This window comes from Dehalobacter sp. DCM, assembly GCF_024972775.1.
GTDB lineage: Bacteria > Bacillota > Desulfitobacteriia > Desulfitobacteriales > Syntrophobotulaceae > Dehalobacter.
Map to the genome: position 1 here is coordinate 2,924,674 of NZ_CP092282.1, position 17,805 is coordinate 2,942,478.

The window sequence follows — 17,805 nt, forward strand, 5'->3', positions numbered from 1 at the left end:
GGCCAGACTTCCAGTAATCATTATAAAAGATGGTATTGATGCAATTTTTGCAAGGTTAGCGAGGTGTTGGCATCGGCCTCTTAAAACTGGCTTTTTGAATATCGTATTGTGACAACAAGAACTACTCTCTTTTTAGGTTCAGAAACACGGTATACTATTGTAAAATTACCTACGAATAGCTGTCGGTATCCCTTATTGGCATAAGCGCCTATTTTTCTTAACGCTCCACGCTGAGGCATACTTTCTAAGCTGAAAATAGCTTCTTCAAGCGTGTCAACCAATTTTGCAGCAATGCCTGGCTCTATCACCGTTTCAGCTACGTAGGTATATATGCCATCCAAATCACGGTATGCGCGAGGCAGTAATTTTACAGAATATTTATTTTCCAAAGTACTTCCTCTTTAAGCTTGACAAAGCTTCCCTTGCATCTATAAGCTGGTCATCGGAAGTATACTCGGCTTCGGCTTCCACGATAGCTGCGTCGAGTTCACGATCCGCCAGCATGGAATCAAAGGTTTCAATGCTCATAACAACTAAATCACCGTAGCCGTTTTTTGTTATGAATATAGGTTCTTTCTTAGCATGGGCCAAATCAGAGATTTCGTTGGTATTTCTCAAATCAGTTATCGGTCTTATCTGGGGCATGATCCACGCCTCCCTTCATGTACATTATTATAGCATTACTATATACATTCTACAAGAATTTGTTCCATGCCGCCGCTCTTCGAAGCTGTAACCTTCAAAAATATTATCTGGCACGAAATTGATGAAAAATAGAACCTGAGCCGTGAATCGGTATAATTTGATCTTTACAGGCAAGTTCTATTTATAATATTTTCAATCTGTGAGAACATGCCCTAATCAAAAGAATTCATCGGGAAAATCCTTTGCTTTCTCCTGAGAAAATTCATGAGCGGCTGTTTAACCTTGGCGTTTTAGATGCTCCCGCCCCTAACACTATTGCGAAATACATAACTAAGGCACCAAAGACCCCAAGCGAAAAACAGATTCAATCTTGGAAAATGTTTCTCCATAACCACAGGAAGATTGAACATTTTGCCGTTACATCCAATCCAACCTCTGCATGGGTGGCACAGCAGATCTGGGAAGCCACACCCTATGGTGCAACACCGGAATTTCTGATTCATGACAATGACTCCATTTTTACTTCGGCATACTTCCAGCAATTCCTCAAGAACACAAAAATAAAACCCAAAATACCAGTTACCACTGCCCTTGGCAAAATGGTATTTGTGAGAGGGTTGGCGGCACTCTCCGCCGAGAATTGCTTGATCATATCATTCCTTTCAATGAAAGGCATCTTGAATACCTTCTTCGTGAATGTTACCTGTGTCTTGCAGATTGCCATCTTCTTTGTAAGCCTTAACCTTCTCCGTGTGGAGCTTGGCGATGCAACTATGTTCAAATTCTGGATTTTTACGCAGGTTATCATTTGTTGTGTTCCCGGATTGTTTTGGGAAAAACGCGGTACCAGAATCGGCGCTTGCTGGCAGCTTAATATTGTCTTATTACTCGTTGCAATTATGTCCTTCAATCCATCCAATATGTGGGCATTAATCAGTCCTCATTATTTCTCTGTTGCAAATAATCCATGGTTTTATGTAGTCGGTGCTGTTACACTCTTCTTTGCAATCAGAGGATGTTTAGTCTATGCGAAACTCCCTAAAAATCCTGATGTGCTTGAAAACGGTAAGAAACCTATTTTTTAGGATAAGCGATTTATTTTAGAAGCTAATAAGAATTTTATTAAAAAGGTACAGCAAAGGGGACTCAGCCGAAACTTTAGGTTTCGGCTGCGCCCCCTCATTCTTTCAATGGTGTGTTGTGGTGTGTATTACATTGCGACGATTGATGGTGACCAGCCGCGAGTCCGTCCTTTCGGCACTGTGACCTTGTTTTTGATTAAAGATTGAAGAACGTTTTTTAGTTATTTTAATTGAATACACCAATCTTTTAAAAAATAGTTCTTATTTTTTTATTTTTGTTTGAACCTTATCGACTAACCAGTTACACCATTCATCCAAACCTTGCCCTGTTTTGCAAGAAACTTCGAATATTTTCATTTCAGGATTTAGCCTCTGTACTCGTCTGTACAGAGCTTCCTTATCAAAATCAGAGCCCTCAAGGTAGTCTACTTTATTGACTAGCATAACATCACACACTGAAAAAATCAGGGGGTACTTCAGTACTTTGTCATCCCCCTCCGGAACACTTAGAATCATGGTCTTCAAATCTGCACCAGTATCAAATTCTGCTGGGCAAACGAGATTGCCGATATTTTCAATAAACACTAAATCCAGATTTTCCAAATCGAGTTCGTCCAGCGCTGGAGTAAGCATAGGTGCATCGAGATGACAAGCACCTCCGGTACGAATCTGAACGGCTGGAATTCCCTGGGCTGTAATCTATTCTGAATCTACTAGTGACTCAATATCTCCCTCGATAACTCCTAAGCGAATTCTGTCGCTCAATCTCTTAATGGTTTGGAGGATCACACTCGTTTTCCCCGAGCCTGAGGATGCATCAAATTTACCATAAATACGTCCTTCTCTGTCATATTGGCCCGAATGACCTCCGCCTGGTTTTCATTATCAGAAAGAATATTTTCCCTTATGTCAATTAGTTTGATCTCATCCATTTATCTTACCTCCATCTTTTCCACAAGTAATTCTCGTCCAGAAAGAAGGGTATATTCAAAACCGTCGCAAAACGGACATAGGAGTTTTTTATCTTCATGTAGATTCACTGAAAATTCTTTGCCACATAACTTACATTCAAACACGACCGGAACCTTTTTAACCTCAATGTGCACGCCTTCTGCTATGGTACCTTTACTAATATAATCGAAATAACGCTGAAGCCAATCCTGCTCAAGTTTGCGCATTTCCCCTATAGCAAGATAGATAGCCAAAACTTTATTTGCCTTTTTCTGTTCCGCGTTCTTTAACACCAAGCTAAGAATACTTTTGGACACAGCTAATTCGTGCATACTCCACCTCCGGCTGATCAGGTCTAAATCATTTTTTCGATTTCAAAATCAGCTAACCGTCGTGGTCTTATTTAATTTTTTTACTTTTTCCGGTTAAGATCATTAGTTAGACCATGTACCAATTTCATCTTTGGAAGAATATCACTGATACACGTTAGCATGTTTCCAATGGAACGGATTGAATCTTCAATAATTCTAATTTGTCCACTTATTGAGTATTGACAGTCTGATACTAATTTGCATTTAAAACATGGAAAGTATCTAAACAATGATAGCCATAAATTGGTTTTATAGATCAAGGTTTAGTCCACCTTCAGCAAAGTACTGTTTTATATCCTCTTTCACTGGTTTCATCAAATGGAGCACATTCGCTTTTTGTAGACATTTATCAGCACAACGCCCGCAGCCCAGGCAAATATTATTGTCGATGACAATTTGATCCTCTTTCCAACAAATTGCCTCTGCAGGGCAAATATTCTTACATGCACCACACCTAATACATTTTTGATCGTCATGAACTGCTTTCCAACCTATAGATGTATATGCACCTCTTTTACTGGAATGTAGTGCCCTATTTGTCTGCAGAGCACCACAGCAGCAAGGACAACAAAAACAGATTTCCAGCCAACGCGTCATATCATCTTCCAGGATGCCCCAAATAAATTTCTCAACACCAACCCATAATGCCTGACCTATTAAGCCCATTTCAGCACCCTTCTCTATATGAGCAAGGGCTTCTTCAACTGTTGCTTCCCGACCAACTCCCCTCTCTATGCAACCTCTGCCGCCTTCACCTAAAAATATACATCCTAAATCATGTGGGTAATCCTTGCATTCATAAGAACTACGACAGAGACAATTATTCAGAATGACCCTGAGGCTTGATTCTCTAACAATCTTTTTCATTAACTCAATCGGCATTACAACATCTTCAGCGAGGTCCTTTACATCAAGATTTAAATTTAAGATATAGCCCTGAGATAAATCAGGGTGCTTTTTGGGCTTTGATGGTTTTGGATTTATTGCTAACTTTTTGGCCTCTTTTTTGGTTTTATTAATGCTTAAATCCACAAGACGCCTGAATAGTTTTGCCGTTCTATTCCAAGTTTTTTCAGTTACAGCTGTTTTCAATCTGATTCTATTACTTAGGCTAAGACTTGTCTTATGCTTTGACATCGCCGCTACCCCTCCCACCTGATATCTTCAACTTACGGGACACCACTTTATAGTCATTCATTGTTATTTTTTTCTACCGCGCATTTTGTTTAATTCCCCGTAAAAGTTAGACCCCCCTACAAAAAAATTCCCGTGAAACTCTCGTTCACGGTAACATACAACACACTGCAATATTCTCTTAAAAAGGCCGGAACCGCTTGAAAAAAGGCTATTTCCTCTCTATCACCGTGACCGTCTCAACGTGCCTTGAGGGTACAAAAAAGATGTTGCATCAATCTGGTAGCCCCTTGGCGGCAGGGTATATATTTCAAATTAAACCGTTTTTTACTAAGGTTTTCCTATTAATTTTTTATTAAATATCCCTCTTATTATAGCCATCCATAATTCTGACAGGTATCTACAACTACGTCCACATACACGGCACTTTCTTTCATCTGATAAATAAACAGACACCTGTTTTCAATCTAGAGCTTTCGGTATTTCCCCGCGTAAATTAGTGGATCAGTCAGCCAAGGATTCCTTTCTGAAAACTATTCCAGTGACTTTTCCTGCTCCTGAAAAACTTCAAATAACAGCAATACTGTAGACAAAGTAAAGGAGTTTTAGAGTTTTACCCCCCCTAACAACCACTGGTAACCAGTATAAGCTTCGAGCAAATCGGTTTTTGCTTTCTCTTTATTTTCCAGCTGTTTTTGAACCGATTGGCTTGCTATATCCAAAGACAGAGGGGAAATAAACCCTAATTCGAAAGATTTTTGACTTATGGCATAGGATGCCTGTTCCGACAGCAACTTGTCCTTTTCTTTGTTCCAGGTCTTTACTTTTTCCTGAACGTCTTTGTACCTGGTGTCGAAGTCCAAAGCAGTTTCTCTTCGTTGTTGTTCCTGCATAGTATAACTATCTTCCATTCGTACCAAAATACTATTGGTCAAGGCCTTATCCAAATCAGTGTCATAGTCCATGGACCCGATCCCTTCTAAATCCGGTTCGGGAGCAGCTTTTAGTGTTAAGGGTGTATCAAAATCCTGACCGAGAGAAACGTTGAGGTTCCCCAGCAAGGAAGCCATATTATCTTCCAGGGAGGCTATGGTCAGATCAAGGTCGGTGAGTTTGGATTCATCGGTACGGCATTGCTGTGCCGTAATAAATCCCAAATCCAGTTTCAAATTATTTAACGTAACCTGTTTTTGCTGGATTTTCCGGTTTAATTGCATCCCGGCCAGTTGCTGTTGTAAGTCAATATAAGTTAAAAACATCTGCTGGACACCCCAAACGATTTGGCTATTGCCTATCTCTACCTGGAGGATTAATGTCTCGCTATCATCCTGCTGGGTTTCCATATTCGCAATCTGATTTTCAATGGATTGGATCTGTAACTGATAATTTTTTAGCGAGTCGAAGTTGATATAATCCAGGGAAAGATCCTGGGGAGCGGTCATGGTCAGCAAAAACCACATATCCGCGCCATTGGTGTCCTGACCTGTGACGAAACCAAGCAGCGGATCGGTGCTGCTCGTCAGTATGGTTACCGGATCGGATAGCCCGTTGGTATCCACCGGCAACGATTCTGGATAACTGTTGATCATATTCAGTAAACTGTCCTTCGGCATGCTGCTTACTTTTATGGTAGTAAAATCAGCAATAAGCGAGGCACTCATCTCGTCAAACATTTTTTCCTGCTGAATAAGGGCATCTATGCTATCGTCAATTTGCGCAATCCCATCTACAGCTTCATCCTGATTGTTTGCGATTACCGGATTACGTTCCTGCACTTCTTCTTCGATCATGTCAAAACTCAGAACGTGAAGGTCATTATCGCTATCCCCCAGTGCCGTAACCGGCTGAAGGAGAAACATACAGCAGAACAGTATTAGAAGTATATGTTTAATTCTTTTCATGAACCAAATGCTCCTCTCCAAAACTTTTTCGTGCTCTAATAATTGGCTATTTAATCAGGGGCAGTGTAAATCGGATGCCAAAGCCACCCTCTGTTCGATTATAAGCATTGATGCTTCCATTGTGGCTCTCGACGATTCGCTTACAGATAGCCAGCCCGAGCCCGGCTCCCATAGTTTCCGTCGAGCGGGATTTGTCGGTACGATAAAATTTGTTAAAGATGTTGGCCAAATCTTCTTCCGGAACTCCCCTGCCATTGTCTTCTATGGTTATAACGGCTAATCCGTTCCAAACCGTGCAGGATATGATTATTTTAATCGGAGGATCTGCATACTTTAAGGAATTGCTGATTAGATTTGCAACAACCCGGCGAATTTTTCTGACATCGATCAGGACCAGGAAATGTTCGGCGATATCCGTTTGATAAGTAAAATCCGTATGGTAGGCCTGCAATTCTTCCGCATATTCATCACAGATGGATATAAAGAAGCTTTTTAAGGCCACTGCTTCCTGGTTTAGTTTGGTACATTCCTCTTCGTTCTGCGTGTAGTCGGAAAAATCTTGCAGAAGCTGCTGTATATCCTCCGCTTTCTGATAAATGATCCGGTAATACTCGCGCTTTTTTTCTTCGGTTTTGATATTGGAAAATAAAAGTCTTTCCATATATCCCCGAATGGAGGTCAATGGGGTTTTAAGATCATGCGAGATGGAAGAGATCATTTCCAGTTGCTGATCGTGGGAATCATGCAGCTTTTTCACCATTTCCTCAAAGCCTGCTGCCAGGTCCCCGATTTCATCCTTCCGATTCAAGGGAAGGGAAGTTAATTGTCTATTCTTACGGTAGCCCACAAGTCCAAAACTGTTTTGCAGCAGGGAAAGCGGTTTAACAATGTTATAATGCAGATAAATCACGAGTATCAGAAGAATCAACGATAGGATGATCAGTGTAAAAAAAACAAAACCTTCTAATATACTCATACCCATGATATCTTTCGGCATAAACGAAGTCTCTGTTTCCAAAAGAAAAACTGTCTGACCGTTTACGGATACAAATGCGGACGACTTCATCTCAAACATTTTGCTGTGATGAGACTCAGCCTGGTAGGCCAATTGCTTATTGGTATCATAAACAAGAATGTTCATTTTTTCTTTTTGCGCCATATCCTGAAGATACGTACGGATTTGATCGCTGTCAGGGTATCTGACGCTGATACCTTGAGCTATTTCAACGCTGTTCCGATCTAAAGCTTCCCTGTTCATCTGAATACTCCGCTCTCCGGCTTCCAACATGAAAAAGCGGTAATAGAAAAGCACGCTCAGACTGACCAGCAAAAATACCAAAAAAACCATAAACGGCAGTTTGAACCGGATACTCCACCTCATTGCAAGCCTCCTGTAAATTTATAGCCAATCCCCCAGACCGTTCGAATATACTGATTATGTTGGTCGATTTTGCTGCGCAGGTTTTTGATATGAACTGTAACCGTATTGATATCCCCATACGTACTATCGCCCCAAATGGCTTCATAGATCTTTTCTCTGCTCAAGACTCTGTTATGATTCTCTGCCAGGTAAACAAGGATCTGAAATTCGCGGGTAGACAGGTCGATTTTTTTTCCATCGACCCAAACATCGAAGGTCTCTTTGTTAATACTTAAATTTCCGATCTCCAGCATATTCGATATCTTACTTGAAAATATACTGCTGCGGCGCTCCCGGCGAAGGTGGGCATTGACTCTGGCAACCAGCTCGTAAATACTGAATGGTTTGGTTATATAATCGTCTGCCCCTACTTCCAGTCCGATCACTTTATCAATTTCCCGGTCTTTGGCGCTGAGGATAATGATAGGGATGGCAATGTCGTTTCTCACCTTTCGACATACCTCCAGACCATCTATTTCCGGCATCATCACATCCAGGATGACCAAGGACAAATCTGTTTCCGCCAATTTTCTCAATACTTCTTTGCCGTCATAGGCTTTGACTACTTCAAAGCCTTCGTCTTCCAAACTGTCGCTCAACAGATTCACAATTTCATGATCATCGTCGGCAATTAAAATCTTTGGTACTCCCATCTAACTGCACTCCTTCCGTTAGAGCATCAATCATGTGATTGATATGACAAATTCTTCAAGATAGTGAGGTAATCTTGCTAAGATCCTCGTTGATTTTTGTTAAGGAATTCATTAAGTTGGCTTGAATTGCAACGAGTTTTTCAAGGTTGATCTTCGCATTTTCAACATCTTGTTTTTCTTTGGCCGCTTTCAAGGCCGGGATAATAAAATTCAACTCATCGCGCAGGGCAGAATGGATTTGATTGTCTTTTTTTATTGTTTCCACTAAAATCTGAAGTTCCTCATTTTCGATAAGTAATGTTGAATTATTCTTCGCAGTTAATTGCTTTACCTTCTCTATTGCTTTGGAGAAGTTGACAGCTAACTTTTAACGATCTGGACCTTATCGCCGTCATTCACAAAGCTCTGACCTTCGATCATAACGAGATCCCCTTCCTTCAGTCCGGTTATTTCCGTCATTTTCTCATCAGAAAGTCCTGTTTTAACGGACACTTTCTGGGCTGTGCCTTCTTCACTTACGATATAAACATAGGGCAAGTCATTTTCGATTAATACCGCTTCATTAGGAACGGCTAAGACATTTTGCCTTGTTTCCTTGGGAAATGCAGCTTTAACCAACATATCCGGTTGAAGTTCTTGGGTTTCGTTCTCCACTTGGATCCTGACAAGATAGGTATGCGTTTTGGAATCTGCGTCAGGACCGATACTCTTGATTGTTCCCGCAATTTCCTTATTTCCAAGAGCCTTTACTTGAAGAGCTACGGTCTGCCCGTTTTCAATGGTAAGTCTCAGGTCTTCCGGAATATTGACTTCTACAAGAAGGTTTTTAATATCAATCACAGTGAAAGCAGGGATTCCGGCAGAAATAACTTCTCCTTTCTCGACATTTCTGGCAGCAACAATACCAAAAAGCGGTGTGGTGACAACCGTATTGCCGACCTGGAGAGACGCTAGATTCATTGCGGCTTCCGCTTGTTCTACCTGACTCCAAGCAAGTTTGGCCGACGTTAGCTGGGACTCTGCCTTATCCAGATCCTGTTTGGCTGCGCCTCCGGCATTATACAATTCAAGCATTTTATCGTAGTATTCCTGAGCATCATCAATCTGCAGCTGTGTTTGTCCTTTTAGTCCCTCGTAAGCGGCCTTGGCCTGAGCATATTGCGCCTCGACTTCGGCCTGATCCAAGGTAAACAGAATATCTCCGACTTTTACCGCAGCGCCGACCTCGTAATTGACCTGTTTGACCTTGCCGGAAATCTTGGCGGATACCACTGTTTCCGTAACCGGTGTTAGTTTCCCTGCAAATTCGGTATCTTTACCGATTGTGGTGAGCACCGCCGGTGCAACTTTGACTTTTTTAATTTGGTTGGCCGGTTCTGAAGCCTTGCTGCACCCTGTTACCGAAGCGGCGACAAATACCAGCAGGGTAGCCGCTACTATTTTTATCAGTCTTCCGTAATATGTCATCATGTAACCCTCCGCCTTACAAAGTATCGAGCGAATTTTTTGCAGCTCTATTTTTTTTCGAAGCAATTTTCTTTTTGACGTCGTCAAACAGCAGGTAGACAACCGGGAGAAGAAACGGGGAAAGAAGGGTCGAGGTCAGCATGCCGCCGATTAAGACGATCCCCATACCCGACTTGATTTCGCTGCCCTCTCCCATCGCCAGCGCTACCGGCAGCATTCCGACAATAATCGTGATGGTTGTCATTAGGATGGGTTTTAAGCGTGTGGCTCCTGATTCGATTAGCGCTTCTCTTAAAGGCAGCCCCCGTTTTCTTAAGGTATTAGTATAATCGATCAGCAAGGTACCATTCTTGGAAGCTAGTCCGTCCAACATGATCAGTCCAATCATGGTGACCAGGTTCAGAGTGGTTCTGGTAAGCGCCAAGGCTAACAACGCGCCGATCATGCCGCAGGGCAGGGAGAGCATTCGGATAAAAGGGGTCAAATACGATTCATAAAGAACTACTAAAATCATGTAGACAAGAATAATGGATGCTAATAAGGCTTTGCCTAAGGAACTGAATGATTCTGCCATGTTCTCCTGGTCTCCCCCGAATGCGATGCTGTAACCGGCGGGCAAGGTTAGAGTCTTTAGTTTCTCCTCAATGTCTTGATTGATCGAACCTAAAGATCTCCCCTGAATGTTTGCAGATACCGAAACCAATTCCTGCCGGTTCAGCCGCAGTAATTCCTGGGGACTGCCTGTAAGCTTGACCGAAGCGATTTGACTGAGAGTAACTTGTTGCCCTGATGCGCTGACAATCCAGATATTTTCGAGATCTTCTTTGGTCGTTATCTGTCCATCCTGAAATTTAACGATCATATCGTATTCGTTGCTGTTTTTTCGGTAAACCCCTGCTTCAGTACCCTGGATCGCCGTCCGGAGTGTATTTGCCGTATCCGACACAGTAATGCCATATTCGGTCGCCGCCAGGCGGTCCATTTCAATACTGAAGTCTTTTTGGCCGGCCTGGATGGAATTGCTGATATCTGTAGTACCTTCAACAGCTTGCACTGTGTTTTCAACTTGACCTGCAATCTGCTTCAACACTTCGGGATTGGGTCCTGTCATGTTTATGATAACAGGTTTTGTACCGTCCATTGAAGTCCGACCGATGAGACTCGCTTCGGTAACGGATAAGACGACACCTTCCAGTTCCCCTCCCCAGCTTCTTATTTTCTTAGCAACCTGTTCCTGATTTTTCTTTCTCTCGCTGATAGGGACAAGATTGACCACAATCTCCGCAGAGGACTCCATCCCGTCCACCCCTACTCTGGAGAAATAATCTGAAACTTCGGGTAAGGTCTGCAAATAAGCCTCAATGCGCTGAACTTTCTGATCAGTTTGCTTCAGATTTGCTCCCGGGGTCAGGGACAAATCAATGGTCAAACTACTTTGATCCGTTTTTGGAATAAATTCCGTGTTGATCACTTTTGCCGGAATAAGCAGCACACTGACTAAAAGCGCTATCCCTACCAGTCCGACGACTTTTTTCCGGTTATCGAGGCACCAGGCCAACCCGCGTTTATATTGGTTTGTCAAGTAATCTATGGAGAAATTTATGGAACAAAGCCTCTTTAACAATGTGCCATATCTTCCGTTGCTAAATCGTTGTAAGATGCGGACATTCTTTTCTTCAGTCAAAGAGTCATTTTTGAGAAGTTTGGCAGACAGCATTGGGGTCAGCGTAAACGAAACCAGCAAAGAAAATAAGGTTGCACAGACAATGGTCAGCCCGAATTCTCGGAAATAACGACCGATCATACCGGACATAAAAGCGACAGGGGCAAATACAACAACATCGGAGAGGGTAATCGCAATGGCCGCCATGCCGATTTCCTTCCGGCCTTCGATCGCCGCGGCAATTGGATTCTTGCCCATTTTAAGGTGTCTTTGGATATTTTCCAGCACGACAATCGAATCATCCACCAGGATACCGATACTTGCCGATAACGCCAGTAAAGACATGATATTCAAAGTGAAGCCTAGGACATACATCATAAAAAAGGTAGCAATCAGCGATGTTGGAATAGCGACTAGGACAATAAGCGCCGAGCGCCATTTGCGCAAGAATAAAAGGAGTACGAGAGAGGTTGTAACGATTCCTTCCAGAAGACTTTCCATCACTGCCTTTAACGTGGCATGAATAAATTCGGATTGATCTGAGGCTATGGTGATGCTTACTCCTTGCGTTAATCCTTTTTGCATTATTTTCAGATTTTCCTTGACAGTATCGGTAGTCTCGACAATATTGGCATCGCTCTGCTTTTGAATAAAAACTCCGATGGATTGCGTTTGACTTAAGCGACGGATTTCGTCTTGATCCGGATATTGCAGCCGGACTTCGGCCAAGTCACACAAGCGGATTTGCCCGCCTGCCGGAGTCGGAATCCGTAAGTCCTCTATTTCTGAGATATCGTCAAATTCCCCGTCGACCCTGACCGTCTGGTTTTGAACATCCTGTTTGATTTCGCCGGCAGGAGCGTTTAGGTTTTCCTGCTGGAGACGGCTGACGATGGTATTGATATTGAGGCCATAGTAATCCAATGCTTCTTTATCAACCTGAATGGCAAGCTCTTTTTGGTATACTCCTTCCAGAGTGACGCTCCCGACCCCCGGCAATTTTTCCAGGGAGGATTTTAAAGTATCTGCTTGGGCATAAAGTATTTCATAGGGTACTTCACCTGTAACGGCCAGCATCATTACCGGCTGTGAATTTTTATCGAATTTCCGGATAGTTGGCTTGGAAGCGTCCTGCGGCAGCTTGGTGGAGACATCGGCAATCGCTTGCTGCACATCCATAAAAGCTTGATTAATGTCTGTCTCCATGGTGAACATGATGGTTGTATAGCCGAGACCGGTGACCGCCGTTGATCGGATGGTATCAATCCCGCTTAAACCGGCAATTTCATTTTCCACCGGTTTAATGATATCTTGTTCAATCTCCTCAACACCGGCTCCCTTGTACGTCGTCATAACGGTGATAACCGGCGTATCGGTTGAGGGCATTAAGTCGGAGCCCAGATTCTGATAGCCTATAATTCCTAAAGCAAAGATCAATACAACCGCCATAATCAAAGCTGCGGGTCTTTTGACTGATATTTCCGTAAGGTGCATAAGTCTGCCTTCCTGTATTAAAGTCTTTTGTTGCCGTAAATAAAAAAACCGATATAAAAACTATATCGGTAAAAGATAAAATAAAAATGGTATAAATATTAAGAATTATAAAGACCAAAATGTCCTTTACAATATATCCTATATCAATGTGGCTTATCCCATATGATGTCACTAAAGTACAGGAAAGCGCGGGATAACGATGAGTGATTTGCTGACAAAACGCACGCCGCCTGTTATAGCGGCTGAAATCAATACAATTAAACGCCAAACCAGTAAAATTCTCCTAACCTGCTCCGTCGAAATAGGAAAACGTCTCAAGGAAGCCAAAGCGTTGCTGCCGCATGGAGAGTGGGGCAAGTGGCTGGAGGAATCGGTGAGTTATTCTCAAAGAACGGCAGAAAAACTGATGCAAGTCTTTGATGAATATGGGGCTAAACTGCTCGTCTCATCCGAAGATGACAACAGCTCAAATTCGCCAATCAATGGCGAATTTAACCTACACCCAGGCACTCATCCTTCTTGGGCTCCCGGAAGAGGAACGGGATGAATTTATCGCTGAGAATGACACAGGCAACATGAAATGCTTCTTTCTGATATACTCTTTATCGACTATCCTTAACAATGCCCTTTCCTCCTGTACGATGTTGTCTTAGCAACTTCTATCTTACAGGAATAGGCTCTCGGGGTGGTCAATTTTTTGGTTAGGACTACTACCCAACAAAAAATTCCCGTGAAACTCACGTCCACGGAAACATACAACACACTTAAATATTAAGTTAATAACGCCCGAACCGCTTGATATCAGGCTATATCCTTTCTATCAACACTCAACATGCCTTGAGGATACAAAAAAGATACCGTATCAATATGGTACCCCCTTGGCGGACGTTTATGTTTGGTAAAACCGGTTACTCGAAGAAATTGGATTTTACCTTCTGCTTAATTCGAAATTTGCCTCAGTTCCTAATTTGTCAAACATGTATTTCTTGATTTGTCATAGAGTAAATTTGTAATTAAAAAAAGACAAATACGAGAATACACCTTCAATTCTCTGGTTTGCGTTCCAACGGTTCAATCTCACGCATGAACCGATCGTAGTCACTTTCAAAAAGCCGATCCTGCACAATGCGATATTTCTCAAATTCTGTTTCGGCATGAAGTTTTGCCTGCTCGTGCGTGATTTTCCCCGCACCCATAAGGATTTCATTTCCATTGAACTCCAAAAAACCGTCAAGCCTTTTCGCCCAATCCTGCATACTCATCGGTATTTTTCGCTCCGCCTGCAACTCGGCGTAATCCAGATACAGCGAAACTATGCGCTCCAAATATGATATTTCCTTGTCGTCCAAATAATTTTTGCAATAGAAACATCAGACTTGACGATTTTCCCCTCCGGAGCGGCTTCCCAAGAGGTCAGACCCATATGCTCCTTTTCAGCATCGGCACGCTCAACAATTAATTCTGCCGGCGTGTGTCTGTGAACAGCCCAGTGCATTTTGTTCTGTACCATTTTGAAAAACTCTTTTGTGGTTTTTGCGTCTTTGTCATAATCAAATGCCATAGCATAAAGGTCAGTGACTTTCTGATAAAACTTGCGCTCTGAGAGACGTATCTCGCGAATATATTGCAGCTGGCGGTCACCAATATTCATCCGTAACATATGCCCTTTTTTTAGGCGTTCTTTATCCATTGTCCAACCCTGAATCGTGTAATCTTTTACAATCTGTCCCGCCCATTTGCGGAACTGCACGGCGCGATTGTTGTTAACCTTGAAGCCAACGGCAATAGTCATTTGCAGGTTGTAGTGCTTTGTTTTAAAATTTTTGCCGTCGACAGCAGTTATTAAGTATTCCTTAATAACTGCATCGGGGGCAAGCTCGCCATCGTCAAAAATACGTTTAATATGCTGATTTACAGATTTATGCTTCCATACCAAACAATTCTCTGGTCAATCACCGCAAATTTCTGATGTATATTTGATTTGAAAATTTTTGCCTTTGTTCATTTGTCATTTTGATATCCCTTCTTGACATACATTCATGACTTAAAAAATATTAATTGTCGAGGAGAGATGTCCTCATATTAGTTTTCCCAAATAGATTATAAACGTAACATTAATGATAGCAACGTTTATTCGGAGAATTTTATTTTCACAAGAATTTTGTTCATAGAATATGCTGCTGCAAAACAATAATATACTATCAATAAGATTAATAGACAAGCGGAAGAATGATTTAAATTCGTTATGCATAACGAGATGTTTTCAATGGAGGGAGGGGACTGTATGCTTTCACCAAGCCTGGAAGATTATCTTGAAGAAACTTATCGTTTCTCTCAATTGCCCGGACCGGTCAGGGTAACGGATATCAGCAAAAAACTAAAGGTATCTTTGCCATCGGTAACCAAAGCTTTAGGCAGGCTGAGGGAAAAGAAATATATCAATTATGAACCGTACGGGGAAATAACCCTTACAGAACAAGGAACAAGATTAGGATCTTTTCTGGTTGAGAGAAATCAACTCCTGCAAGAATTTCTCATGCTGATATGTGCCAACTGTGATACCGCTGCAGAAGCAGAGGCTATGGAGCATTATCTGTCCGGCGAAACCATCAAAGCAATTCAAAAACTGGTCAAGTTTCTCAAAAACTATCCTGAACCTTATAACGAATATCTTGAATATATCCAGCAACTAACAGATGAACATTTGCTGGAATTATAAGAAAAGAGTCTTCTAACTTTATTTTGATTCTGTTAGAAGGCCCTTTTTTAGGCAAACCGCTAAACTGAAAGCAAATTCTTACTTTATTCCGTTATACCAATCCTAACAACCGTATGGACTGAGCAACCATAAAGCAAACCATGAAGGCAATAGCTGTAGGTATGAGAAAAGATAGGAAAGTCCATTTTTTGCTGCCGGTTTCTTTAAGCGCAGTTAACAAGGTTGTAGCACAAGGCCAATGAAGAAGAGCAAAAAGCATGGTGCAGAGCGCGGTCAGCCAGGTCCAGCCATGGTTAACCAAGAGTGTCTGCAGTTCAGTAAGGCTATCCAGCTCAATCATATAGCCTGAAGACATATAGCTCATAATGAGTATTGGAAAGACGATCTCATTGGCAGGGATCCCTAGGATGAAGGCCAGAAGAATATAGCCGTCCAATCCGATCAGTTGTGCAACCGGCTGTAAAAAGTTAGCGGCATGAGCCAGGATACTCATATCTCCGACGTATATATTTCCAACTATCCAAGTCAGGGCACCTGCGGGGGCTGCCACCAGAACGGCACGCCTAAGAACAAAGATGGTTCTGTCGATAATTGACCGGTAAAGGACCGCGCCAATTTTGGGCCTTCGGTAGGGCGGGAGTTCCAAAACCATGGAAGATGCTTCTCCTTTCAGCAGGGTGTGGGAAAGCATCCAGGAAACAACGAATGTTACCGCAATGCCAATCAGGATTAGCCCGGTGATAATTCCGGCAGTTGCCGGAGCCTGCAAGTGTTGGGTGAGCGCTCCGGCGCCAAAAATCGTTCCGATCGCGATCAAGGTCGGGAATCTTCCGTTGCAAGGGACAAAATTGTTGGTAAGGATGGCGATAAGCCGTTCCCGGGGAGAATCAATGATTCTGCAGGATACGACTCCGGCCGCATTGCAGCCGAAACCCATACACATGGTCAGGCATTGTTTCCCGCAGGCTTTAGCTCTCTTAAAAAAGTGGTCAAGATTGAAAGAAACTCTAGGCAGGTACCCCAGGTCTTCCAACAAAGTAAACAAGGGGAAAAAGATTGCCATCGGGGGTAGCATAACGGATACAACCCAGGCCAAGGCTCTGTATAAACCCAGAACCAGAACACCATGCAGCCAGTCGGGCGATCCCAAAGAAATGAAAATTCCGGTCAGAACATCCTGAAAACCAAAGAGCGCATCAGCGATTATCCCGGAAGGTATATTAGCCCCGGCAATAGTGATCCAAAGGATAACCCCAAGAACCATTAACATAATGGGATAACCAAAAATTTTGGAAGTAAGGATATTGTCCACATGTTGGGACCAGTTCATTGTCTTATCCTGTTTAACGACATTTTTTCGGGCAATATGTTCGGCGTTGGCAAAGATATCACTGACTATTTTATCTCCGAATATGTTTCCCGCAGAGAGGCGGGCCTTATCCGCCTCCCGCTTCAGCTCTCTTAAGGCAGCATTACTGGTAATACTATTCATAGCGCTGCTTCAACCTCCTTCATTTCCGATTGCCCACTTAGCAGGTCCAGATGTCGCGAAATGTTGTCAATCAATTTTTCATCGCCATCCAGAAAACGCAGTGCAATCCATCTTGAATTTAAAAATTGTCCAACCTTAAGTTGTTCAATTTTGGGTAAAAGCATCTCCACGGTGTCTTCGATTTCTCTACAGTACTGGATCTGCTTTGGTTGGCCGGATTTTGGGCCAAGGGTAACCTGATAGACTGCTTCTTTTAAATCGTTTAATCCTTCTCCCTGGCGGGCTGCAGTAGCTACGACCGGAACGCCCAGGTCTTTTTCCAAACCAGCAAAGTCAATGGAGATTTTTTTCTTTTTGGCTTCATCAATCAAGTTCACGCAGATGATAACTTGGGATGTGATCTCTATCACCTGCAGGGCAAGATTCAGGTTTCTCTCCAGGGAGGTGGCATCCAGAACGACAACAGTTACGTCGGGTTTGCCGAAACAGATAAAATCCCGTGCTATTTCTTCCTCCACCGTATGGGCCAGAATCGAGTAAGTGCCGGGAAGATCAACCAATAAAAAGGATTTATTCCTGTAAGTAAATGTACCTTGAGCATTATCCACCGTTTTCCCCGGCCAATTTCCCGTATGTTGTCTTAGCCCTGTTAAAGCGTTGAACACGGTGCTTTTACCGACGTTTGGATTTCCGGCTAAGGCGATGACCATCTGATCATTCTTGGCTGTAATGCCGAAGTGTTCTCTAAGTACCCTGCTGTCTGCAACATTGAATCCCATTTGAATTTCAACTCCTATGTTTGTATTTACTTAT

General features: G+C 42.7%; 17 protein-coding genes and 2 pseudogenes. 3 read left to right on the forward strand and 16 right to left on the reverse strand.

The features are described from left to right. Positions 1 to 80 precede the first annotated feature (80 nt). Together LPY66_RS13495 and LPY66_RS13500 are read right to left on the reverse strand one after the other, a co-directional pair. Complete coding sequence (locus LPY66_RS13495) at positions 81 to 389, reverse strand: type II toxin-antitoxin system RelE/ParE family toxin (RefSeq protein ID WP_337984848.1); 309 nt, start codon at positions 387 to 389, stop codon at positions 81 to 83. After that, positions 379 to 645 carry a type II toxin-antitoxin system prevent-host-death family antitoxin gene (locus tag LPY66_RS13500; RefSeq protein ID WP_337984849.1) on the reverse strand — a complete coding sequence of 89 codons (267 nt, stop codon included), beginning with the start codon at positions 643 to 645 and terminating at the stop codon, positions 379 to 381. Before LPY66_RS13500 ends, LPY66_RS13495 begins: the two co-directional genes overlap by 11 nt. A 242-nt stretch (positions 646 to 887) precedes the next feature. Between LPY66_RS13500 and LPY66_RS13505 the strand changes: the two genes are divergently transcribed. Beyond that, a complete protein-coding gene (locus tag LPY66_RS13505; protein ID WP_337984850.1) occupies positions 888 to 1,730 on the forward strand; it encodes a hypothetical protein in 843 nt (280 codons plus the stop codon). A gap of 258 nt (positions 1,731 to 1,988) precedes the next feature. Here the strand turns inward: LPY66_RS13505 and hypB are convergent, their stop codons facing one another. The 10 genes from hypB to LPY66_RS13555 all read right to left on the reverse strand — a co-directional run bounded on the left by hypB (position 1,989) and on the right by LPY66_RS13555 (position 12,781). Next, a complete protein-coding gene (hypB, locus tag LPY66_RS13510) occupies positions 1,989 to 2,360 on the reverse strand; it encodes a hydrogenase nickel incorporation protein HypB (protein WP_337984851.1) in 372 nt (123 codons plus the stop codon). Positions 2,361 to 2,512: 152 nt separating this feature from the next. After that, positions 2,513 to 2,659, reverse strand: coding sequence for a hypothetical protein (locus LPY66_RS13515; RefSeq protein WP_337984852.1), 147 nt, complete (start codon positions 2,657 to 2,659; stop codon positions 2,513 to 2,515). After that, positions 2,660 to 3,010 (reverse strand): hydrogenase maturation nickel metallochaperone HypA, encoded by a 351-nt coding sequence (gene hypA / locus LPY66_RS13520; protein WP_337984853.1) that lies wholly within the window; start codon positions 3,008 to 3,010, stop codon positions 2,660 to 2,662. It lies immediately after the preceding gene. Positions 3,011 to 3,298: 288 nt separating this feature from the next. Beyond that, entirely contained in the window at positions 3,299 to 4,186 is an 888-nt protein-coding gene (locus tag LPY66_RS13525) for a 4Fe-4S binding protein (RefSeq protein ID WP_337984854.1), read from the reverse strand. A 602-nt stretch (positions 4,187 to 4,788) separates the two neighbouring features. Further along, positions 4,789 to 6,084 (reverse strand): TolC family protein, encoded by a 1,296-nt coding sequence (locus tag LPY66_RS13530; protein ID WP_337984855.1) that lies wholly within the window; start codon positions 6,082 to 6,084, stop codon positions 4,789 to 4,791. Positions 6,085 to 6,130: 46 nt separating this feature from the next. Next, complete coding sequence (locus LPY66_RS13535) at positions 6,131 to 7,465, reverse strand: HAMP domain-containing sensor histidine kinase (RefSeq protein WP_337984856.1); 1,335 nt, start codon at positions 7,463 to 7,465, stop codon at positions 6,131 to 6,133. After that, positions 7,462 to 8,157, reverse strand: coding sequence for a response regulator transcription factor (locus LPY66_RS13540; protein WP_337984857.1), 696 nt, complete (start codon positions 8,155 to 8,157; stop codon positions 7,462 to 7,464). Before LPY66_RS13540 ends, LPY66_RS13535 begins: the two co-directional genes overlap by 4 nt. A 55-nt stretch (positions 8,158 to 8,212) precedes the next feature. Then, a complete protein-coding gene (locus LPY66_RS13545) occupies positions 8,213 to 8,422 on the reverse strand; it encodes a hypothetical protein (RefSeq protein ID WP_337984858.1) in 210 nt (69 codons plus the stop codon). A 95-nt stretch (positions 8,423 to 8,517) separates the two neighbouring features. After that, entirely contained in the window at positions 8,518 to 9,627 is a 1,110-nt protein-coding gene (locus LPY66_RS13550; RefSeq protein WP_337984859.1) for an efflux RND transporter periplasmic adaptor subunit, read from the reverse strand. Between the two features lie 13 nt (positions 9,628 to 9,640). After that, positions 9,641 to 12,781, reverse strand: coding sequence for an efflux RND transporter permease subunit (locus LPY66_RS13555; protein ID WP_337984860.1), 3,141 nt, complete (start codon positions 12,779 to 12,781; stop codon positions 9,641 to 9,643). A gap of 199 nt (positions 12,782 to 12,980) precedes the next feature. Here LPY66_RS13555 and LPY66_RS13560 point away from each other — a divergent pair. Further along, positions 12,981 to 13,359 (forward strand): annotated as a pseudogene (locus tag LPY66_RS13560) (DUF3102 domain-containing protein); the annotation flags it as partial. 465 nt (positions 13,360 to 13,824) lie between these two features. On the opposite strand, the pseudogene LPY66_RS13570 reads toward LPY66_RS13560, so the two are convergent. After that, positions 13,825 to 14,702, reverse strand: a pseudogene (locus LPY66_RS13570) (virulence RhuM family protein); the annotation flags it as partial. Then, positions 14,693 to 14,737 (reverse strand): hypothetical protein, encoded by a 45-nt coding sequence (locus LPY66_RS21005; protein ID WP_443112491.1) that lies wholly within the window; start codon positions 14,735 to 14,737, stop codon positions 14,693 to 14,695. The pseudogene LPY66_RS13570 and the gene LPY66_RS21005, both read right to left, overlap by 10 nt. A 328-nt stretch (positions 14,738 to 15,065) precedes the next feature. Here LPY66_RS21005 and LPY66_RS13575 point away from each other — a divergent pair, with 328 nt between their 5' ends. Then, positions 15,066 to 15,500 (forward strand): metal-dependent transcriptional regulator, encoded by a 435-nt coding sequence (locus LPY66_RS13575; protein ID WP_337984863.1) that lies wholly within the window; start codon positions 15,066 to 15,068, stop codon positions 15,498 to 15,500. 91 nt (positions 15,501 to 15,591) lie between these two features. On the opposite strand, the gene LPY66_RS13580 is transcribed toward LPY66_RS13575, so the two are convergent. Continuing rightward, on the reverse strand, positions 15,592 to 16,992 hold the full coding sequence (locus LPY66_RS13580) for a nucleoside recognition domain-containing protein (protein ID WP_337984864.1): 1,401 nt from the start codon (positions 16,990 to 16,992) through the stop codon (positions 15,592 to 15,594). Further along, positions 16,989 to 17,771, reverse strand: a complete 783-nt coding sequence (locus LPY66_RS13585; protein WP_337984865.1) for a FeoB small GTPase domain-containing protein — start codon at positions 17,769 to 17,771, stop codon at positions 16,989 to 16,991. The genes LPY66_RS13580 and LPY66_RS13585 overlap by 4 nt, the downstream gene beginning before the upstream one ends. Positions 17,772 to 17,805 lie beyond the last annotated feature (34 nt).

What these genes read in the sequence shown, in the direction of transcription:
- LPY66_RS13500 (WP_337984849.1), bottom strand. Translation starts at nt 645, where the DNA reads ATGCCCCAGATAAGACCGATAACTGATTTGAGAAATACCAACGAAATC.
- hypB (WP_337984851.1), bottom strand. Translation starts at nt 2,360, where the DNA reads ATGCTTACTCCAGCGCTGGACGAACTCGATTTGGAAAATCTGGATTTA.
- LPY66_RS13515 (WP_337984852.1), bottom strand. Translation starts at nt 2,659, where the DNA reads ATGGATGAGATCAAACTAATTGACATAAGGGAAAATATTCTTTCTGAT.
- hypA (WP_337984853.1), bottom strand. Translation starts at nt 3,010, where the DNA reads ATGCACGAATTAGCTGTGTCCAAAAGTATTCTTAGCTTGGTGTTAAAG.
- LPY66_RS13525 (WP_337984854.1), bottom strand. Translation starts at nt 4,186, where the DNA reads ATGTCAAAGCATAAGACAAGTCTTAGCCTAAGTAATAGAATCAGATTG.
- LPY66_RS13530 (WP_337984855.1), bottom strand. Translation starts at nt 6,084, where the DNA reads ATGAAAAGAATTAAACATATACTTCTAATACTGTTCTGCTGTATGTTT.
- LPY66_RS13535 (WP_337984856.1), bottom strand. Translation starts at nt 7,465, where the DNA reads ATGAGGTGGAGTATCCGGTTCAAACTGCCGTTTATGGTTTTTTTGGTA.
- LPY66_RS13540 (WP_337984857.1), bottom strand. Translation starts at nt 8,157, where the DNA reads ATGGGAGTACCAAAGATTTTAATTGCCGACGATGATCATGAAATTGTG.
- LPY66_RS13550 (WP_337984859.1), bottom strand. Translation starts at nt 9,627, where the DNA reads ATGATGACATATTACGGAAGACTGATAAAAATAGTAGCGGCTACCCTG.
- LPY66_RS13555 (WP_337984860.1), bottom strand. Translation starts at nt 12,781, where the DNA reads ATGCACCTTACGGAAATATCAGTCAAAAGACCCGCAGCTTTGATTATG.
- LPY66_RS13575 (WP_337984863.1), top strand. Translation starts at nt 15,066, where the DNA reads ATGCTTTCACCAAGCCTGGAAGATTATCTTGAAGAAACTTATCGTTTC.
- LPY66_RS13580 (WP_337984864.1), bottom strand. Translation starts at nt 16,992, where the DNA reads ATGAATAGTATTACCAGTAATGCTGCCTTAAGAGAGCTGAAGCGGGAG.
- LPY66_RS13585 (WP_337984865.1), bottom strand. Translation starts at nt 17,771, where the DNA reads ATGGGATTCAATGTTGCAGACAGCAGGGTACTTAGAGAACACTTCGGC.